Origin of the sequence: Veillonella sp. VA139 (assembly GCF_003992005.1) — a bacterium.
Taxonomy (GTDB): domain Bacteria; phylum Bacillota; class Negativicutes; order Veillonellales; family Veillonellaceae; genus F0422.
The window spans coordinates 40866-56260 of record NZ_RQVL01000014.1; the positions used below are offsets into that span (position 1 = coordinate 40866).

Genomic DNA, 15395 nt, shown 5'->3' on the forward strand with positions numbered 1-15395 from the left:
ATTTCTCTAATGAAATCTCTCGTATTCTCCTTCAAATACAAACTTTTCAGGGTGAGATTTGATGTAGTTTAGTTCGTTTTCTTCACCGTCATAATCGTAAATGAAAACATCGGCTTCATCTAAAATCTTAAAAAATTCCTCTCCGTATTTTTCTTCCAATATTTCTAGCATATCCCATCGTTCTTCTCTAGCAAAGGAAATTCTTCCACCACAATAATCAATTACTTTTTGGAAATTAGCTGCAAACTCTGGCATTTCAAAATGTTTAAAACCATTTAACACATCTTCCCAAACAATTCCTGTAGAATTGTTAAAAAATTGATGATGCCCCCCGTTAATTACTTCCCCAAAATACCAATGAATAGCACATAAATATCTTTGTTCCAAAGTAAATCTCTCTGAAGTTTTTAAATATTTATCATATCCTTCATAACCGTTAATCATATTAAACATGGGATCACAGATATCCCAAGACTCCTCAATATTTTGAATGTCCTCTATGGCAATCTTTGTGTATTTTAATTTCGTTTGTGTTTCACCCATTTCATTTGTCTCCTCTATATTTTCATTTTCTTAATTGATGTATTCAAAATATTTTTCTGTTAAAATAGGAGGCTTCATATTTTATGTCTCGTAATTGATAAACTTATGCAAGTTCTAACTCACAGATAACTCTTTTGGTATCTAGTTCGTCTATAGCAGTAATTTTTATATAATCAAATCCATTGTTCTTCACTTCTTCAAAAGAAATTTTTTCTCCGTTAATAGTTTCTGTGAAGTCATCTTCATCAAATTCAAAATCTTCTTTCTCTTCATCAAAATCAATGTTATAGGCAAAATCTATTTCAATGTTAGAGTTTGGAATTTCTAATTTAGAGAGTGAACGTTTTTTGATATCTTCTAAATGTATCTCATCACAGAACATAGGGTTGTATCCATATTTAGCTCCATCATAGAGTAAAATTTCTTTTCCTGTATGTATACATTTTGCTACTATCATACAAGGATTGCTAATCTCATTTTTTTCATCATACATACCACAAATCATATGTTCTTCAAAAAGTGAACCAAAAAAATGAATTTCATACAGTTCATTGGTATCTCCACTTTCTAAGTTGTTGCAAATACTAATACTTGTAAATGTATCATCTATATGTTTTATATTGTAATTTTCTTCTTTAATATAACTTGGTACTCTCACTTTGTTTGCTCTCTTAATTATTATATCGTTATTAAATACGTCATCATTTCTACAGGATATTTTAAATGTCCAGGGCCTCATATGTTTCCCGAACTAACCTTATGACTAAATCGTATATCTACCATAACTAATTGTCAAGCAATATTCGCTACTGTATCCTTATTATAAATGATACATTCGTTATAGTTATGGCATACCTTTTTGGTTATTCTGCTCCATTATGAGTACGCTACTACTAGCTTTTTCTTAACTGTATTTAAATATCATATGTAACCACTATCCCATAACAGTTAATTCACTCATTATACATTATTGCAATACATTGAAGATTATAATATTTTAAATTTTTAACATATTGACGATTTATCCTGTCAATCATATAATTAAATTAACAAATGTACGGATTCCCATTCTTATCAACTGATTTCAAATACAATTAAGTATAAAAAATATTAGGAGGTGTTAATATGGCCACTTCAAGTATCACTCACAACTTCGTTGTATCTACCCCAGATAGTGTAGAACGTTTTGTTACGGCATTAGATAAAGCTGAACAGGATCGTATACCAAACCAAATACTTCCCGGACGACAATTAACTGATTCTAAAGAAATCTTAGCTTTAATGTCAAAGAGGAGAAAGTAATATGTCTGATAAATATTTTAGTATCAACATCCGTGTATACTTAGATAAGAAAACCCCGACATATATCGGAGAGGAAAATCTTTATGACTTACTCTCCGATTTTTCTTGCCCTAAAAATCCCGATGTAGAACACTTTTTATTACATAATGCCATTGAGTTTACAAAAAAGGATCAATCCATCACTTATCTTGTATTTGATTCAGAAGATGCTTCATTAGTTGGATATTATTCCATCGCTATTAAACCACTTTCCATTCAAGCTGAAAACATTAGCAAAAGAACAGCACATAAACTATCTCGTGTCAGCATTCTTGATAAATCTATACAATCTTATACAACAGCAGCATATCTGATTGCACAATTAGGGAAGAATTATGCTCTTCCTAAAGAAAAACAAATCCCTGGAAATATTCTTTTAGGTTTCGCCCTTGAAAGTATATCAAAACTAAAATATTCTGTAGGCGGTGTTATGGAATTTCTTGAATGTGAAGACAATGAATTTCTTCTAAACTTCTATATGCAAAATCATTTCAAACCATTTAATACTCGTGTTACAAACTCCTATAATAACAAGCCCCATACACTACATCAACTTTTAAAATTTATATAATTTGCAATAAAAAGCGACAGAGCCCTGATATACAATATGTAAATCAGTCTGTCGCTTTTTCTATTTCTTCAAACACAGCGCCTGCTAGGGTAATCAAAACTGCTATTGCTCCCCAAGACATATGCAACTTTTTTATAACTTATTCATTTATCATAATTGTTGCAGCACCAACTTCAAATTTTTACAACATTTCATTTAAATTTATGTCTCACACAGTCTACCATGAAGCAAGAAAACTCTGGATACAACTTAAGCCTCACTTTTGGTTTGAAAGTTAGAGATTTTACACGAGAAATCATTTCTTCATATTCTCTTTTATCTTTTTCCAATTCCTCAATATATTTCTTCTTATCTTCCTCGCTCACATAGTCATCATCAACTATAGCTTCTTTAATAGCATCCATTAAATAGAGTCTATTTTTTTCTTCAAGGACAAAAAACTTTGCTTTTTCATCCTTTAGCCATAAAGCATAATAATAGTGTTCCCAGTCAGCTAAATAGTATTGACAAATAACTTCATCGCTATAGTAATGTAAGAATTTGTCGAATTCTTCAAGTACATAATAGGCATCAAAAATTTGCTCCGCAGAAATATCATCTGTTTTCAAATTGTAATTTTCATCTTCTCCTGACTTTACTCTTTCTAGCCGAGATATTGCTTTATCTTTATTACCAAGATATACTTCGCAATATGCAATGCTAAGCAATAGACTCATTCTATCAGGATATTTTTTCAATAGTTCTAAAAATATTTCTTTAGCTTTCTCATATTCTTTGAGTTCATATAAAGAGACTGCATGATTGAAGGAATATTCGTAACTATCATCAATATTTTTAGCTTTTTCAAAATATTTTTGACTCAATATAAGCCATTCTTTATCTTCATTAGATTGGTACATACTAAAGTAATAAAGCCCCAACCCTGTATATGTTTCAATAAAAGGAGAATCTAAATCCTTTGCTTTTAGTAAATACTCTAATGTTTCTTCAGTATAATCATGGTTACATGCAATATTGGTGTAAACTCTTGCTTTTTGAGCATTATCCAAATAAATTTCAAATTTATCAAGAAAAGAATTTAAATATCTTATATACTCACCGCGTCTAAGCTCTAACTTTAAAGAAGCAAGCGTACATACTATATCAATATCTGAAGGATATTCTTTTTGTTTGGATAACAAGTAGCTTTCCATTTTTTTAAGGTATTCTGTTGATCTTTCATAGTCCTTTAAAAATGTCACTTTATATCTATCCTCATATTCTTTTTTCTGCTTGTCCCAATATGCCTTTATTTCATTTATCAAAATCTGTATTCCTCATTAGTTAAAATTTAACAAACACTATTTCCACTTTTTATCCTTTCCTACAGCTTCGAATTTACGTATCCACATATATTTATATTTTCTACTATTACAATACTATCCAATTATTACTTATTCATCTTTCTTATAGTAGCTGGGATAAAGAGGGTGTTCAAATAAACCATCATCAATCATTTTTTCAATCTTCGCCGGCAAATCAACTTTATATACTTTGTTATAAATAGCTGTGCTTAAACATTCAAATCCGCCTCCCGAAGAAGCATCACCTAAAAAATTTTGAATTGATTCTATATCGGGATAATGATCAGGATTATGTAGATAACGCATATATTCCTCTAAAACTCGTCTAATGTATAGAAAGTCTTTCAGGTTTATTGTTATTTTTTCCTTATCAGAAATAGCATCTAATCCATATTCAACGATATCTTTTATACTTGTATATTTCATCATCTTTAAATTCAATACCTCTCATCATGTGTATACTCTTTATAATCTTCTAGTATTCCTCAATGAATTATCTATATCCAAAAATAATAAAACACTTTTCAATATCATCATATTCATAAGGAATACTAAATTTATTAAGCATACGCTCTATTTCTGATTTTTTATCAGTAACACATGTCTTTGGCTCAATTAAACGCCCTTGACCAATAACTTTCTCAAATTTACTTTTAATTTTAAACCATTCAACAATTCTCATATTCATATGAAAAAAATGTTCATCAGCATCAATCGTCCAATATATGCTAGGCTCTTCTTCATCAAAAAACGTCTTATATTGTATCGGGATGTCTCTCATGTTCTCCATGATGGAATCTATCAGTTCTTTCCATTTTGTATTGTTCATAAAAGAGGTTAGATTTCTTTCTTCAAGAACCTGCTTAATTTTTTCTTTTTCAGTTTTTTTGTTGTTATATTTCCCATTTTCAATTTCGTCTATAATGTGTTGCATAACAGATAACGCTCTATTATCTAGTTTTTTATAAACATAAGATGGCGATATACATTGTTTATCTCTTTGTACATAATACCACCCGTAATGCACCCAACCAGTAACAATAAAATGGAAATCTCCCTCCCAACTTATATCGAAATAAATTCTATCGTCATCATTAGAACTACTTATTTTGATAACTCCACTTCTCGGATTTAGTTTTTCACATAAAATATTATGTATTGATTGCATCTATCACTATTTCTCCTTACAACTTTAAATTTACCTGTCTATTTCTAATACAAACATTTTATTCTTCAAACTTTTCCTCAACATTAAAAATCACTTCACAATCGCAACCAGCACCATTTTCTCGCAAAAATTCTATAACCTTTTCAATATCTGCATTTTTATCTTTCAAAAACTCATTTGTTAAAGAAAAATCGTGATTACAATCTACTGTTTCTGATTTATCATTTAGATAATCAAATAATTCATAAAATAATTTCTTTTCCATCGGTAAGTTCTCTTCAAATTCTTCCATTTGTTTGACTTGATATTCTTGCAATATTTTTCTCTTCTCAAATTTGTTCATGAGCTTTTCTCCTTTATAAAATTATTGTTTTAAATCGTTTATTTTTGTACGTTATACACCATATCTCCGCTATTCCAAACATACATGATTGCCGACACTGGTCTTTTTCCGTCTTCCCGAAGCCATCCTGTATATGTGGTTGTGTTGCCATAATAGCCTTCAATAATGATTTCAAATTCTGAGTCTGTATATTCATCTATAAATTGCTGTAAACCAATAGACTTTCCATTGAAGCGTCCTTCACCTAAGGTTTTGTTAAATATCAATATATCGCATAGGTCGATATCACATTTTTCAAAACATATTTCACCTGGATACGATCTTTCTTCACCTTCCACAAATTCATATATTTTATTAACTTGTAACGTCAAAGTTTCGTTGCAATATATGATTTCTTTCACCCTACTATCATGAAGATTGAAAAGAATGTTGCTATTTCTATCGCGTATAAACTTCATACTGTTCCTCATAATTTCACCCTAATATATACAGTTATTATACTTTATTTGTCGAATCTTATTGTATTGGGTTCCAATTTTATTATATAATTAAGCGTTCATTTCATGACTCCAAACTACTTAACTACAATTTTTCTAACTGTTTCAGCTGATCCATTTTTACGTAAACTACAGCGATAATAACCACTTCTTTTTCATTTTCATTAATCCAAAAATAAACATAATAGTTTTTTATTCTAATTTTTCTAAATCCTAAGTCTCTCCATGGTTGTTCATCAATACACTTTATACGATGTGGCATATATTCTAATGCGTACATCTCTGACCTAATTAGTGCAACTAATTCCTTTGCAATACTAGGCTGTTGTAATCCTGTGGTTATATAATCTCGTATAAGTATAAGATGCTTTTTTGCTTGTTTTGTAATTCTTACCTTATACGTTTCCATTATAGACCTCGTTCTAGCTCTTCAAATACTTCTGCAACAGAATACGTTTCCCCACGTAGTGCCTGCGAGTACCCTGTTTCCATCAAAGTATTAAATGTGCTTTCATCCATATTCTCGTGTATTGGTAGCTCTTTAGGTATTGTTAATGGAAACGGAATGCCATTATTTAAAATAATTTGTCTATAAAACATATCAATAGCTGCCGCTCGAGAAATGCCTATAGTCTCTAAAATTTGTTCCGCTTGTTGTTTGATATGCTCTTGGATTCTTACATTTACATTACCTGTCTTTGCTAGTGCCATATCCATCACCTTCCTTTATACATAGTATACATCAATGTGTCGTATATTGCGATACGATTTAGCGCATATTTTTCACCACCATAATAATTTGTGTTTATATATATTGACGAGTCTTTCTAGCGATCATTATAATTATATCAATAAATAATTCAGATTTTTTTTCTTATCAACTGATTTCAAATACAATACGTAGAAAAATATTAGGAGGTGTTACTATGTCCACTTCAAGTATCACTCACAACTTCGTTATATCAAGTCCAGATAGTGTTGAACGTTTTGTTACAGCGTTAGATAAAGCTGAACAGGACCGTATACCAAACCAAGTACTTCCCGGACGAGAATTAACTGATTCTAAAGAAATCTTAACTTTAATGTCAAAAAGGGGAAAATGAGGACAACAAGTTTATTTTAGGTTTCTATATACAAAATCATTTCAACCCATTTAATACTCGTGTTACAAACTCCTATAACAACAAGCCCCATACACTACATCAACTTTTAAAATTTATATAATTTGCAATAAAAAGCGACAGATCTCCGAAATACAATATGTAAATCAGTCTGTCGCTTTTTCTAGCTCTTCAAATACTTCTGCAGCAGAATACGTTTCCCCTCGTACTGCCTGTAAGTACCCTATTTCCATCAAAGCATTAAATGTACTTTCATCCATATTCTCATGTATTGGTAACTCTTTAGGTATTGCCAATAGGAACGGAATGTCATTTTCTAGTGCCATATCCATCACCTTCCTTTATACATAGTATACATCAATGTGTCGTATATTACGACACATTTTAGCATACAGTTTGTATGTTATATAAAAGACCCCCAGTACCGCCATATCTATTTATTCACTTTCTTAGAAAAGTAAAAAAACGTCACATACTTTCATCCTATAACAAACTATGAAAGTATATGACGTTTCTACTAAATATTTAATTATCTAATGCGTTACTACCCAAAGTACCTTAACTTTCAAATTAGTCTGTGCTTTTAGAATCATTGCGACGGCAAATGCCTGCAAAGATGGATCCTGTAAAGTTATGGATAATGGAGAACACGGCGCCTGCTACGGCTGCTTGTGGTGTAAAGTGTTTCAACGCCAAGCTAGCTGCTAAGGCAGAGTTTTGCATCGCCACTTCGATTTGCATAGCACGACGATCTGGTACGGTGGAACCAAATAGACGACAAATGAAATATGTCACTACATAACCGCTCACGTTTTGCACTAAGCATGCTAAGAAAATCATCACACCATGCGCTAATATATTATCACGGCTAACAGCAGTGACCCCAGCTAGGATAATTAATACAGCTACGGCACCCACGGTTGGCAAGACTGCTTTCACAGGTTCAATGCGAGAGCCGATAAAATAGTTCACAATAATGCCCAATGCAATTGGCACGGCAATGATTTTCACGATGGACATGAACATCGGCCAGAATGCAATATCTACGGTTTGTCCTGCATATAACACGATAAAGAGCGGTGTTAACACTGGTGCCAATAACGTGGATACTGTCGTCGCAGATACGGACAATGGCACATTGCCATTTGCCAAGAATGTCATTACATTGGATGCGGTGCCACCTGGGGAAGCTCCTAATAAAATAAATCCTAGGGCAATTTCAGGTGGGAATCCAAATAAGTTACCCACTAACCAACCTGCTAGTGGCATCCACAAGAATTGAATCAAGGACACTAAGATCACTTGCCACGGTTGTTTAAATACGTCTAAGAATACTTTCCCTGTTAATGTTAAGCCCATACTGAACATAACTAATTGTAACAAAGGAACTGTTTGTTTCGCTGCGCCCATGAATACTTTTGGCACTAAGAATGCGATGACCGCTACAGCCAACACAATCCATGCCAGGTAATCATTGAACAGGCGATTAATACTACGAATAAAATTCATATGTAACCTACTTTCTATAAAACATGAGAACTTTTCAATTATAACAAATCTTTTGCTCTAATGAAAGGGATTTATCTTAAATTTATAGTATATTTGTCCTTTTATGTATTACAACTATTTGCTGTGATGTGCATCGTATAGTTTTCGTCCCACTCTCACGAGCATAACTAGACTCCGTTATTGTATATCCAGAAATGTTAGCTACTTAATTATATAACGAAATTTTACTTCAAAACAAAAAAGAAACATAAGTGGGGCAAACTCCTAACATCAACATTAGATGCCTAGATTCCTCATCACTTATGTTTCTTACTTGTGAGACAGTTGTATCTAAACTGATTGACTAGCTATTCAAAAATGCACTAATCGCCGGATTTTTTATCATCTCAGCTTGTTCTTCTGGCGTAATGACTTGCACCTTATCTCGGTCCACATTGACTAAGCACAAAAACCCTAAATAGTCTCCTTGGTTCGCACGGAATTGGTGTGCCATCAATTTAGGAATTTCAATCATATCCCCTTCTTGTACGTTTTCCACGGTGTCGCCAAGCAAACATTGGCCCTTTCCACGGAAGATCATGACCATATGCGTATGCTCATGGCGTTCCATAGTACTGTAACCACCTGGTTGCACTTCAAAATAACGGAACTGACATGGAATATCCCAAGCCCCATCGAAAAGAACTTGACGGGTCACATCTTTAAATGGGCTATTATCTTGCTTGTACACCAAGGTATCTACACCATCCCAAGTATATTCTTTTTGATTAAACTTGCGTATCATACTAACTCCTATAAAAGGGCCATCTTGGAATCAATCCAGATAGCCCCTCCTTGTATTCTAATATATACCCGGCATATCACCAGATAGTACGCCTTATTTGAATATTTTCTTAATAGCTCCCAAAATGCCGCCATGTTCATGCACATAGTCTTTTACAGATTCTACTTCAAAACCTGTTTCGTCAATAGCTGCACGAATCGCCAGTTCCTCAATTTTTGTGTGGTCAAAACGAATACGCACTTCTTTTGTTTTCAAATCTACAGTGGATTCTAATACACCTGGTAAACCACGAACCGCACCATTTACCGTATTTTCACAATTCACACACATCATACTCGGCACATGAAATAATTTTGTAGTCACATTACCTGTGCTACCACAACCGCAATCTTTACACATAGTTCCTCCTAATTATTTTGCTTATGACTATTAGTAGCACCAGCTTCTACATCAATTGTTTCTGCCTTAGCAGGCTCTTCTTTAGCTACTTTTTTATCACCACTAACAGCATCTTTAAATTCATTAATACCTTTACCGATGGCCTTACCAATTTCAGGTAATTTTTTAGGGCCAAAGATAACAAGAGCAATAATTAAAATAAGAAATAACTCTTGTGTGCCAAAATTAAACATACGTATCACCTCGCATTTCACATCAACTAGTTCTTATAAGCTGCCTCATCTACATACCATTCCACTGGATCGTGGGTAAGCACGGCACCTGGTAAACAATGGTCCACTCGATCTTCCCAAGAATATTCTTCATATTCCTTACGTTGGCGAAGCACGCGAGCTAAGGCCGCCTCTTTAGAAGCACCTACTACCGTGAACCACACAGATTTCGCATTCACTAGCATTGGGAATGTCAATGTCACACGTTCCCATACTTTGCCGTCTTTTACTGCCACTACCATACGATCACGTTCATACAAAGCTTCAGATTTAGGGAATAGGGACGCTGTATGTCCATCATCACCTAAGCCTAGCAAGACTAAATCTATGGATTCCTTTTCTGTACGCTTCAAGACCATTTTTACTTCTTGTTCATATTTATCTGCTGCTTCCTCCACAGTACCATTATTCGTTGGTACTGGATAATAGTGAGCAGCTCCCATAATATTTCCAAATAAGCGATCTTTTGCACGGCCAAAATTATTATCTGGATTCGACTGTGGTACAAATCGTTCATCTACCCAAAGGAAGAAAATATGCTCCCAATCGATACGATTTGTATACTCATCAGAATCAAGCAAAGAAAACAATGCATTGGGTGTAGTCCCTCCAGATACAGCCACCACACAAGCTCCTGTTTCTGCAATACATGCATTGGTATAGTTTAAAAATCGATCGGCCACTGCTTTCGCCACGTCATCTCCTGTAGGAAATGCATGAATTATATCTCTCGCCACGACCAAGATCCTCCTTCTAATAACTCTTCTGCCTCTTTTGGTCCCTCACTAAAAGCTGGGTAGAAACATAACGGTGTTTCTTCATCATTTCGTTCCCATGCTTCAATCAACGGCTTAAATAAGCGCCAAGATTTTTCTACCGCATCGTTGCGAACGAATAGTGTTTGGTCTCCTAATAAACCATCTAAAATCAATCTTTCATAGGCATCTGGAATGTCTGCTAATTCCTTAGAATTACTATAGGAAAAATCCATTTCTAGGGTGTTGACACTCAGCTTAGATCCTGGAGATTTTACCTCTAAAGACAATCCCATGCCTTCATTCGGCTGCATACGAAGAACCAATACGTTTTGGTTAAAGTCTTTCGCATGGAACGGTTTAAAGATGGAGTGCGGAATTGGTTTGAAAGTTATGGCAATTTCGCTAGATTTCTTCGGCAATCGTTTTCCTGTGCGAAGATAGAACGGCACATCACGCCATCTCCAGTTATCGATGAATAATTTTAATGCCACATAGGTTTCTGTCGTTGATGTAGGTGGCACATTTTCTTCCTTCCGATACTCTGGGGCTGGACGTTCTGTATTACCAGAATCTGCATATTGACCACGCACTGCAATATGGCCTAATTTTTGACGATGTAAACTGCGAATAGAGGAAATCAATTTAGCAATTTCATCACGGTAATCATCGGCATTAAAACTAGCAGGTGGTTCCATGGCAATCAAAGATAATACTTGAATCATATGGTTTTGCACCATATCACGCAAGGCGCCTGCCCCATCATAATAGCCTGCACGTTTTTCTACACCTAGCTCTTCCGCTACGGTAATTTCTACACGCTCAATATATTTGCGATTCCAAAGCGGTTCAAATATAGCATTGGCGAAACGAAGCATTAAAATATTCTGTACCGTTTCTTTCCCTAAATAATGATCGATACGATAGGTTTGCTCTTCCGTAATATATTGTTTCAAGGATTCATCTAATGCGATAGCACTTTCTAAATCATGTCCAAATGGTTTTTCAATGATGACACGGGACCAAGAACCTACTTCTTCTAGTAGCTTTGCCCCATGTAATTCTCGAACGATTGGCTCAAATAACTCTGGTGGCATGGCTAGATAAAATAGTGCATTACCACCTGTACAATGAGCATCTGCCACACGCTCTAACTCTTCGCGCAACGCTACATACGTAGACGGCTCTGTATATTGACCAGATACATAAGAAAAGCGTTCAATAAATGCTTGTTCTTCTGCATTTGGTTCACGGTCACCTAAGATGGATGCTTTCACTTGTTCACGAAATTCATCGTGGCTCATCGCTGTCCGCGCTACGCCCACTACGGCTATCTTTGGTGAAAGTAAACCGCGTTGAAACAAGGAATAAATAGCTGGCAACAATTTACGTTTTGTCAGGTCTCCGGAGGCCCCAAAGATAACAATGGCACCTGCCCCCGGTGTATGTTCAATACATAATTCTTCTTTTACATTATAGGACACATTCATGGTGAATCTCCTCTTACATCATTTCCTAACGGAAATACTAATACTGTATCTTTTATTATAGCACATACACAGTCCTTGACAATGGTTATCGACCTTTGACTTTTTCATTTTCATAGGGTATAATAATTAAGCACAATTTGTGCAAAGTTTTATTAATCTATGAGGTGATAATCACATGGCAACGAGAAGAGAAGCACGATTTAAGTTATGCCGTCGCTTCGGTGTGAACGTTTTCGGTCACGCGAAGGCTTTAAAACGTGTAAAAAAAGACCAACGTCAAAAGAAAATGTCTGAGTATGGTCTTCAATTATTAGAAAAACAAAAAGTTAAAGCATACTACAACTTGCTAGAACGCCAGTTCGTACGCTATTACGATAAAGCGAAAAAAATGCACGGTGTTACAGGCCAAAACATGTTGAAATTGTTGGAATGCCGTTTGGACAACCTTGTATATCGCATTGGCTTCGGTAACTCCATTCGTCAAGCACGTCAAATGGTAAACCATGGCCACATCCTTGTTAACGGCAAACGCGTTGACATCCCTTCCTACCAATGTAAAGTTGGCGATGTAATCGAGCTTCGTGAAGCTAGCCGTGACAACGAAATGTTCAAAGTGAACTTCCAAGAACTTCGTTCTTTCGAACTTCCTTACATCGAAAAAAATCTTGACGCTTTCCAAGGCACATTAACTCGCCTTCCTGAACGTGAAGAACTTCCTATCGAAGTAAACGAGACACTAATCGTCGAATTGTACTCCAAATAATAGGATACTACAGCAACCAATCTTCGGATTGGTTGCTTTTTTTATGCCTAAATAGTTGAAATTATTATAGGTAGTTTATATAATGAAAGTATCTATCATTTATTATGTGTTAAGCGAGGTGCGATTATGAAAAAACTGTTTCTTCTACTAGTGATTTTTTCGCTCGTTACAGCATCAGCATTTGCCGTTTCATTAGACGAGTTGAGAAATTCACCTGAAAGATATAAACTAGTCCAAGCTAATTCATTAGGTGAAGAGTATATCGATATTAATTCAATAAGTGTAATGAGATATAATCCGCCTTACTATACTATTAACGCAACCACTTATATTGTTGCTTATGACAAAACTGTAATAATGCAACTTGATAACATTTTCTTTTATAATTACAATCAATCTGTAAATTCTTTAGTAAAAAAATTTATTACACCTGAAGAAGTAACCGCTCGTATAAAAAAAGACACAGGTATAAAATCCCAAATTAAAGGTGCTGCAGTTTTCAATTATGATGGAAGTATCCAAGAAACTTATCACCAATATAATTTATCTAACTCAATGTACATCCCTTTAAAAGCCGATGATATCTTCTTACCTTCGTACATGTCAGCATTATATAGTTTTTACAAATCTTACAACATGTATTTTAATCCACCTTCTAAAGGTCAGTTATTTTAAAGGTAACCACTATGTCACAAATTCTCTTATCAATATTTTACTTCATTCTAGCTGGCATTGCCGAAATCGGCGGTGGCTATTTAGTATGGCTTTATCTGAAAGATGACAAAAGCCCATGGTATATGCTCGCTGGAGCTATTACTCTCATCATTTACGGTATTATTCCTACTTTACAAGAAGCACCTTTCGGTAAAGTTTATGCGGCCTATGGTGGCATCTTTATCGCCCTTTCTATTTTATGGGGCTATTATGTAGATGGTATCACTCCTGATCGGTACGATATCATCGGAGGCATTGTGTCTATCATCGGAGTTTTGATTATTATGTATTATCCTCGGTAATACACCTAATGAATGCGAAACTGTATATAAGCAACTATTACTTCTCTATCTATACCGTCACTCCTAATGCATTAGAAGTATTACGACACAATGTATCCCCTTATATATACTTTTTTGGGATACATCCATTACATCATATATACAAATATGCAAAAATCTCTAGTATAAGCTATGCCTTACGCACTCACTTATACTAGAGATTTTTGTTATGTATTAAATTTTTAGTACTGTGCTTTTTTTGATTCATTGTTATCTTATACTTTTTCTAACTTTCTCTTATTATTTTGAACTTGCTTTGGTAGAGGCACAGGTACCATCCATTCCTTACGTTCTAGCCAATCATTCGGAAACCCCATCATTTTAGGATTTACATGCTTACTATGTAAAATTAATTCTTTTATAAAATACACAAATGGATATTCTGGATCTATTGATTTTAAAATTTCAGACATAACAATAATAGTATTATAAATCTTACTATCCAATTTTGATGTATCTAAACTAGAAAAAATAAGCCTATCTTGTAAGCCTCGAACTGGCATAAATAACAATGGTGTTCTTTTATTCCAGAGTCGCCCATTATGTGCACATACATTTCTGACCCATCTCAAATGATTAAGTATAGATAACATCGGTCTATAATCAATAGAAAATATAGAAAAAATTGCTCTTTTATCACTTTTGGATTTTATACCATGTATCCAATTCAAAAGTTCACCTAATGTAAGAAATAATGCAGAAACCCATATTGGTGGTGTTGAAAAATCTTTATATTTTTCTCTATAATGCTTTGCAAACGTTTCATTACTTTTTTGATAAGATCGAACTAACTTATCAAAAGCTGTTTCTGTAGAGCTCTCTTGACTTGGACTACATATTTCAGATTTAAATATATTAGTATCTTCATGAGGATGTGATGTATTATAATGAGTAGCTAAATACTGTGCCCACAATGCTTTTACCGCTATCTCTATTTTTTCAATTCCAATCGATATCAAGCGTCTAAACTTTTGATCAAATATATAGGTCTGCTTTACCTGAGTCCATGTAGTACCTTCTACAAATGTATGAGTTCTAGGTGCACAATTAGGATAGTGTTCTTCATACATCCACCAATATCCACTTAATCTATAATATCCTACAGTATTTAACCAACGTCTTAAATCATATTCATCAGAAATATACATTCCCCGTTCTTTTAATTGCTTTATCTGCTCTTCAATTGTTGTGGGACGTTTTATACTAATACTAACAGTCATATAGCAACACCTCTTATTAATATAAAAAGACCCATCCTGGTGCGCTGTTGTCATAAAACTCTGAAGCGTGATGGGTACTGTTATTATTATAGTACCATAGCTTATACTTCTTTTCAATCTTTTTTTCACTTTTATAATACAAAATATGAACGACATATGATATTGTCATAGTATAAACATAAATGAATTTGTCAAAGCATAGTACAATCTATATAGATAGG

Annotated in this window: 23 protein-coding genes; 6 read left to right on the top strand and 17 right to left on the bottom strand. The window is 34.1% G+C overall.

Annotation, left to right across the window (positions count from 1 at the left end):
- Window positions 1-6: 6 nt before the first annotated feature.
- Both EO125_RS06200 and EO125_RS06205 read right to left on the bottom strand, forming a co-directional pair.
- Window positions 7-543, bottom strand: coding sequence for a DMP19 family protein (locus tag EO125_RS06200; protein WP_127148131.1), 537 nt, complete (start codon window positions 541-543; stop codon window positions 7-9).
- A 103-nt stretch (window positions 544-646) separates the two neighbouring features.
- A complete protein-coding gene (locus tag EO125_RS06205) occupies window positions 647-1201 on the bottom strand; it encodes a hypothetical protein (protein ID WP_127148132.1) in 555 nt (184 codons plus the stop codon).
- 467 nt (window positions 1202-1668) lie between these two features.
- Between EO125_RS06205 and EO125_RS09855 the strand changes: the two genes are divergently transcribed.
- Window positions 1669-1845, top strand: a complete 177-nt coding sequence (locus tag EO125_RS09855; protein ID WP_164726458.1) for a hypothetical protein — start codon at window positions 1669-1671, stop codon at window positions 1843-1845.
- Between the two features lies 1 nt (window position 1846).
- A complete protein-coding gene (locus EO125_RS06210) occupies window positions 1847-2455 on the top strand; it encodes a GNAT family acetyltransferase (RefSeq protein WP_127148133.1) in 609 nt (202 codons plus the stop codon).
- Between the two features lie 191 nt (window positions 2456-2646).
- Here EO125_RS06210 and EO125_RS06215 read toward each other — a convergent pair whose 3' ends face one another.
- From EO125_RS06215 to EO125_RS06245, 7 genes are all read right to left on the bottom strand, one after another.
- Complete coding sequence (locus EO125_RS06215; RefSeq protein ID WP_127148134.1) at window positions 2647-3759, bottom strand: tetratricopeptide repeat protein; 1113 nt, start codon at window positions 3757-3759, stop codon at window positions 2647-2649.
- Window positions 3760-3888: 129 nt separating this feature from the next.
- On the bottom strand, window positions 3889-4239 hold the full coding sequence (locus EO125_RS06220; protein WP_240630447.1) for a hypothetical protein: 351 nt from the start codon (window positions 4237-4239) through the stop codon (window positions 3889-3891).
- 52 nt (window positions 4240-4291) lie between these two features.
- Complete coding sequence (locus EO125_RS06225) at window positions 4292-4966, bottom strand: DUF6678 family protein (RefSeq protein ID WP_127148136.1); 675 nt, start codon at window positions 4964-4966, stop codon at window positions 4292-4294.
- Between the two features lie 58 nt (window positions 4967-5024).
- Window positions 5025-5309: a DUF2695 domain-containing protein gene (locus EO125_RS06230; protein WP_127148137.1), complete on the bottom strand. Its 285-nt coding sequence runs from the start codon at window positions 5307-5309 to the stop codon at window positions 5025-5027.
- A 38-nt stretch (window positions 5310-5347) separates the two neighbouring features.
- On the bottom strand, window positions 5348-5767 hold the full coding sequence (locus tag EO125_RS06235; RefSeq protein WP_127148138.1) for a hypothetical protein: 420 nt from the start codon (window positions 5765-5767) through the stop codon (window positions 5348-5350).
- A 124-nt stretch (window positions 5768-5891) separates the two neighbouring features.
- The gene (locus EO125_RS06240; RefSeq protein ID WP_127148139.1) at window positions 5892-6215 is read right to left on the bottom strand and encodes a type II toxin-antitoxin system RelE/ParE family toxin; all 324 of its coding nucleotides are present in this window, start codon (window positions 6213-6215) and stop codon (window positions 5892-5894) included.
- Window positions 6215-6517: a type II toxin-antitoxin system RelB/DinJ family antitoxin gene (locus EO125_RS06245; protein ID WP_127148140.1), complete on the bottom strand. Its 303-nt coding sequence runs from the start codon at window positions 6515-6517 to the stop codon at window positions 6215-6217. The genes EO125_RS06240 and EO125_RS06245 overlap by 1 nt, the downstream gene beginning before the upstream one ends.
- A gap of 215 nt (window positions 6518-6732) precedes the next feature.
- Here EO125_RS06245 and EO125_RS09860 point away from each other — a divergent pair, with 215 nt between their 5' ends.
- Entirely contained in the window at window positions 6733-6909 is a 177-nt protein-coding gene (locus EO125_RS09860) for a hypothetical protein (RefSeq protein WP_164726459.1), read from the top strand.
- Window positions 6910-7073: 164 nt separating this feature from the next.
- On the opposite strand, the gene EO125_RS06250 is transcribed toward EO125_RS09860, so the two are convergent.
- The 7 genes from EO125_RS06250 to zwf form a co-directional block, all read right to left on the bottom strand.
- On the bottom strand, window positions 7074-7253 hold the full coding sequence (locus EO125_RS06250; protein WP_127148141.1) for a toxin-antitoxin system protein: 180 nt from the start codon (window positions 7251-7253) through the stop codon (window positions 7074-7076).
- Between the two features lie 244 nt (window positions 7254-7497).
- A complete protein-coding gene (locus EO125_RS06255) occupies window positions 7498-8436 on the bottom strand; it encodes a bile acid:sodium symporter family protein (protein WP_127148142.1) in 939 nt (312 codons plus the stop codon).
- 343 nt (window positions 8437-8779) lie between these two features.
- Entirely contained in the window at window positions 8780-9220 is a 441-nt protein-coding gene (locus EO125_RS06260) for a cupin domain-containing protein (protein ID WP_127148143.1), read from the bottom strand.
- Window positions 9221-9313: 93 nt separating this feature from the next.
- Window positions 9314-9619, bottom strand: coding sequence for a heavy-metal-associated domain-containing protein (locus tag EO125_RS06265; protein ID WP_127148144.1), 306 nt, complete (start codon window positions 9617-9619; stop codon window positions 9314-9316).
- An 8-nt stretch (window positions 9620-9627) separates the two neighbouring features.
- Complete coding sequence (locus EO125_RS06270; protein WP_127068892.1) at window positions 9628-9852, bottom strand: twin-arginine translocase TatA/TatE family subunit; 225 nt, start codon at window positions 9850-9852, stop codon at window positions 9628-9630.
- Window positions 9853-9878: 26 nt separating this feature from the next.
- A complete protein-coding gene (gene pgl / locus EO125_RS06275) occupies window positions 9879-10628 on the bottom strand; it encodes a 6-phosphogluconolactonase (RefSeq protein ID WP_127148145.1) in 750 nt (249 codons plus the stop codon).
- Window positions 10613-12136: a glucose-6-phosphate dehydrogenase gene (zwf, locus tag EO125_RS06280; protein ID WP_127148146.1), complete on the bottom strand. Its 1524-nt coding sequence runs from the start codon at window positions 12134-12136 to the stop codon at window positions 10613-10615. Before zwf ends, pgl begins: the two co-directional genes overlap by 16 nt.
- A 175-nt stretch (window positions 12137-12311) precedes the next feature.
- On the opposite strand from zwf, the gene rpsD reads away from it, so the two are divergent.
- The 3 genes from rpsD to EO125_RS06295 all read left to right on the top strand — a co-directional run bounded on the left by rpsD (window position 12312) and on the right by EO125_RS06295 (window position 13915).
- Window positions 12312-12899 carry a 30S ribosomal protein S4 gene (gene rpsD / locus EO125_RS06285; protein WP_009353000.1) on the top strand — a complete coding sequence of 196 codons (588 nt, stop codon included), beginning with the start codon at window positions 12312-12314 and terminating at the stop codon, window positions 12897-12899.
- A 126-nt stretch (window positions 12900-13025) separates the two neighbouring features.
- Window positions 13026-13574, top strand: a complete 549-nt coding sequence (locus EO125_RS06290; RefSeq protein ID WP_127148147.1) for a hypothetical protein — start codon at window positions 13026-13028, stop codon at window positions 13572-13574.
- 20 nt (window positions 13575-13594) lie between these two features.
- Window positions 13595-13915: a YnfA family protein gene (locus EO125_RS06295; protein WP_197413469.1), complete on the top strand. Its 321-nt coding sequence runs from the start codon at window positions 13595-13597 to the stop codon at window positions 13913-13915.
- Between the two features lie 254 nt (window positions 13916-14169).
- Here EO125_RS06295 and EO125_RS06300 read toward each other — a convergent pair whose 3' ends face one another.
- Window positions 14170-15174, bottom strand: coding sequence for an Abi family protein (locus tag EO125_RS06300; RefSeq protein WP_164726460.1), 1005 nt, complete (start codon window positions 15172-15174; stop codon window positions 14170-14172).
- Window positions 15175-15395 lie beyond the last annotated feature (221 nt).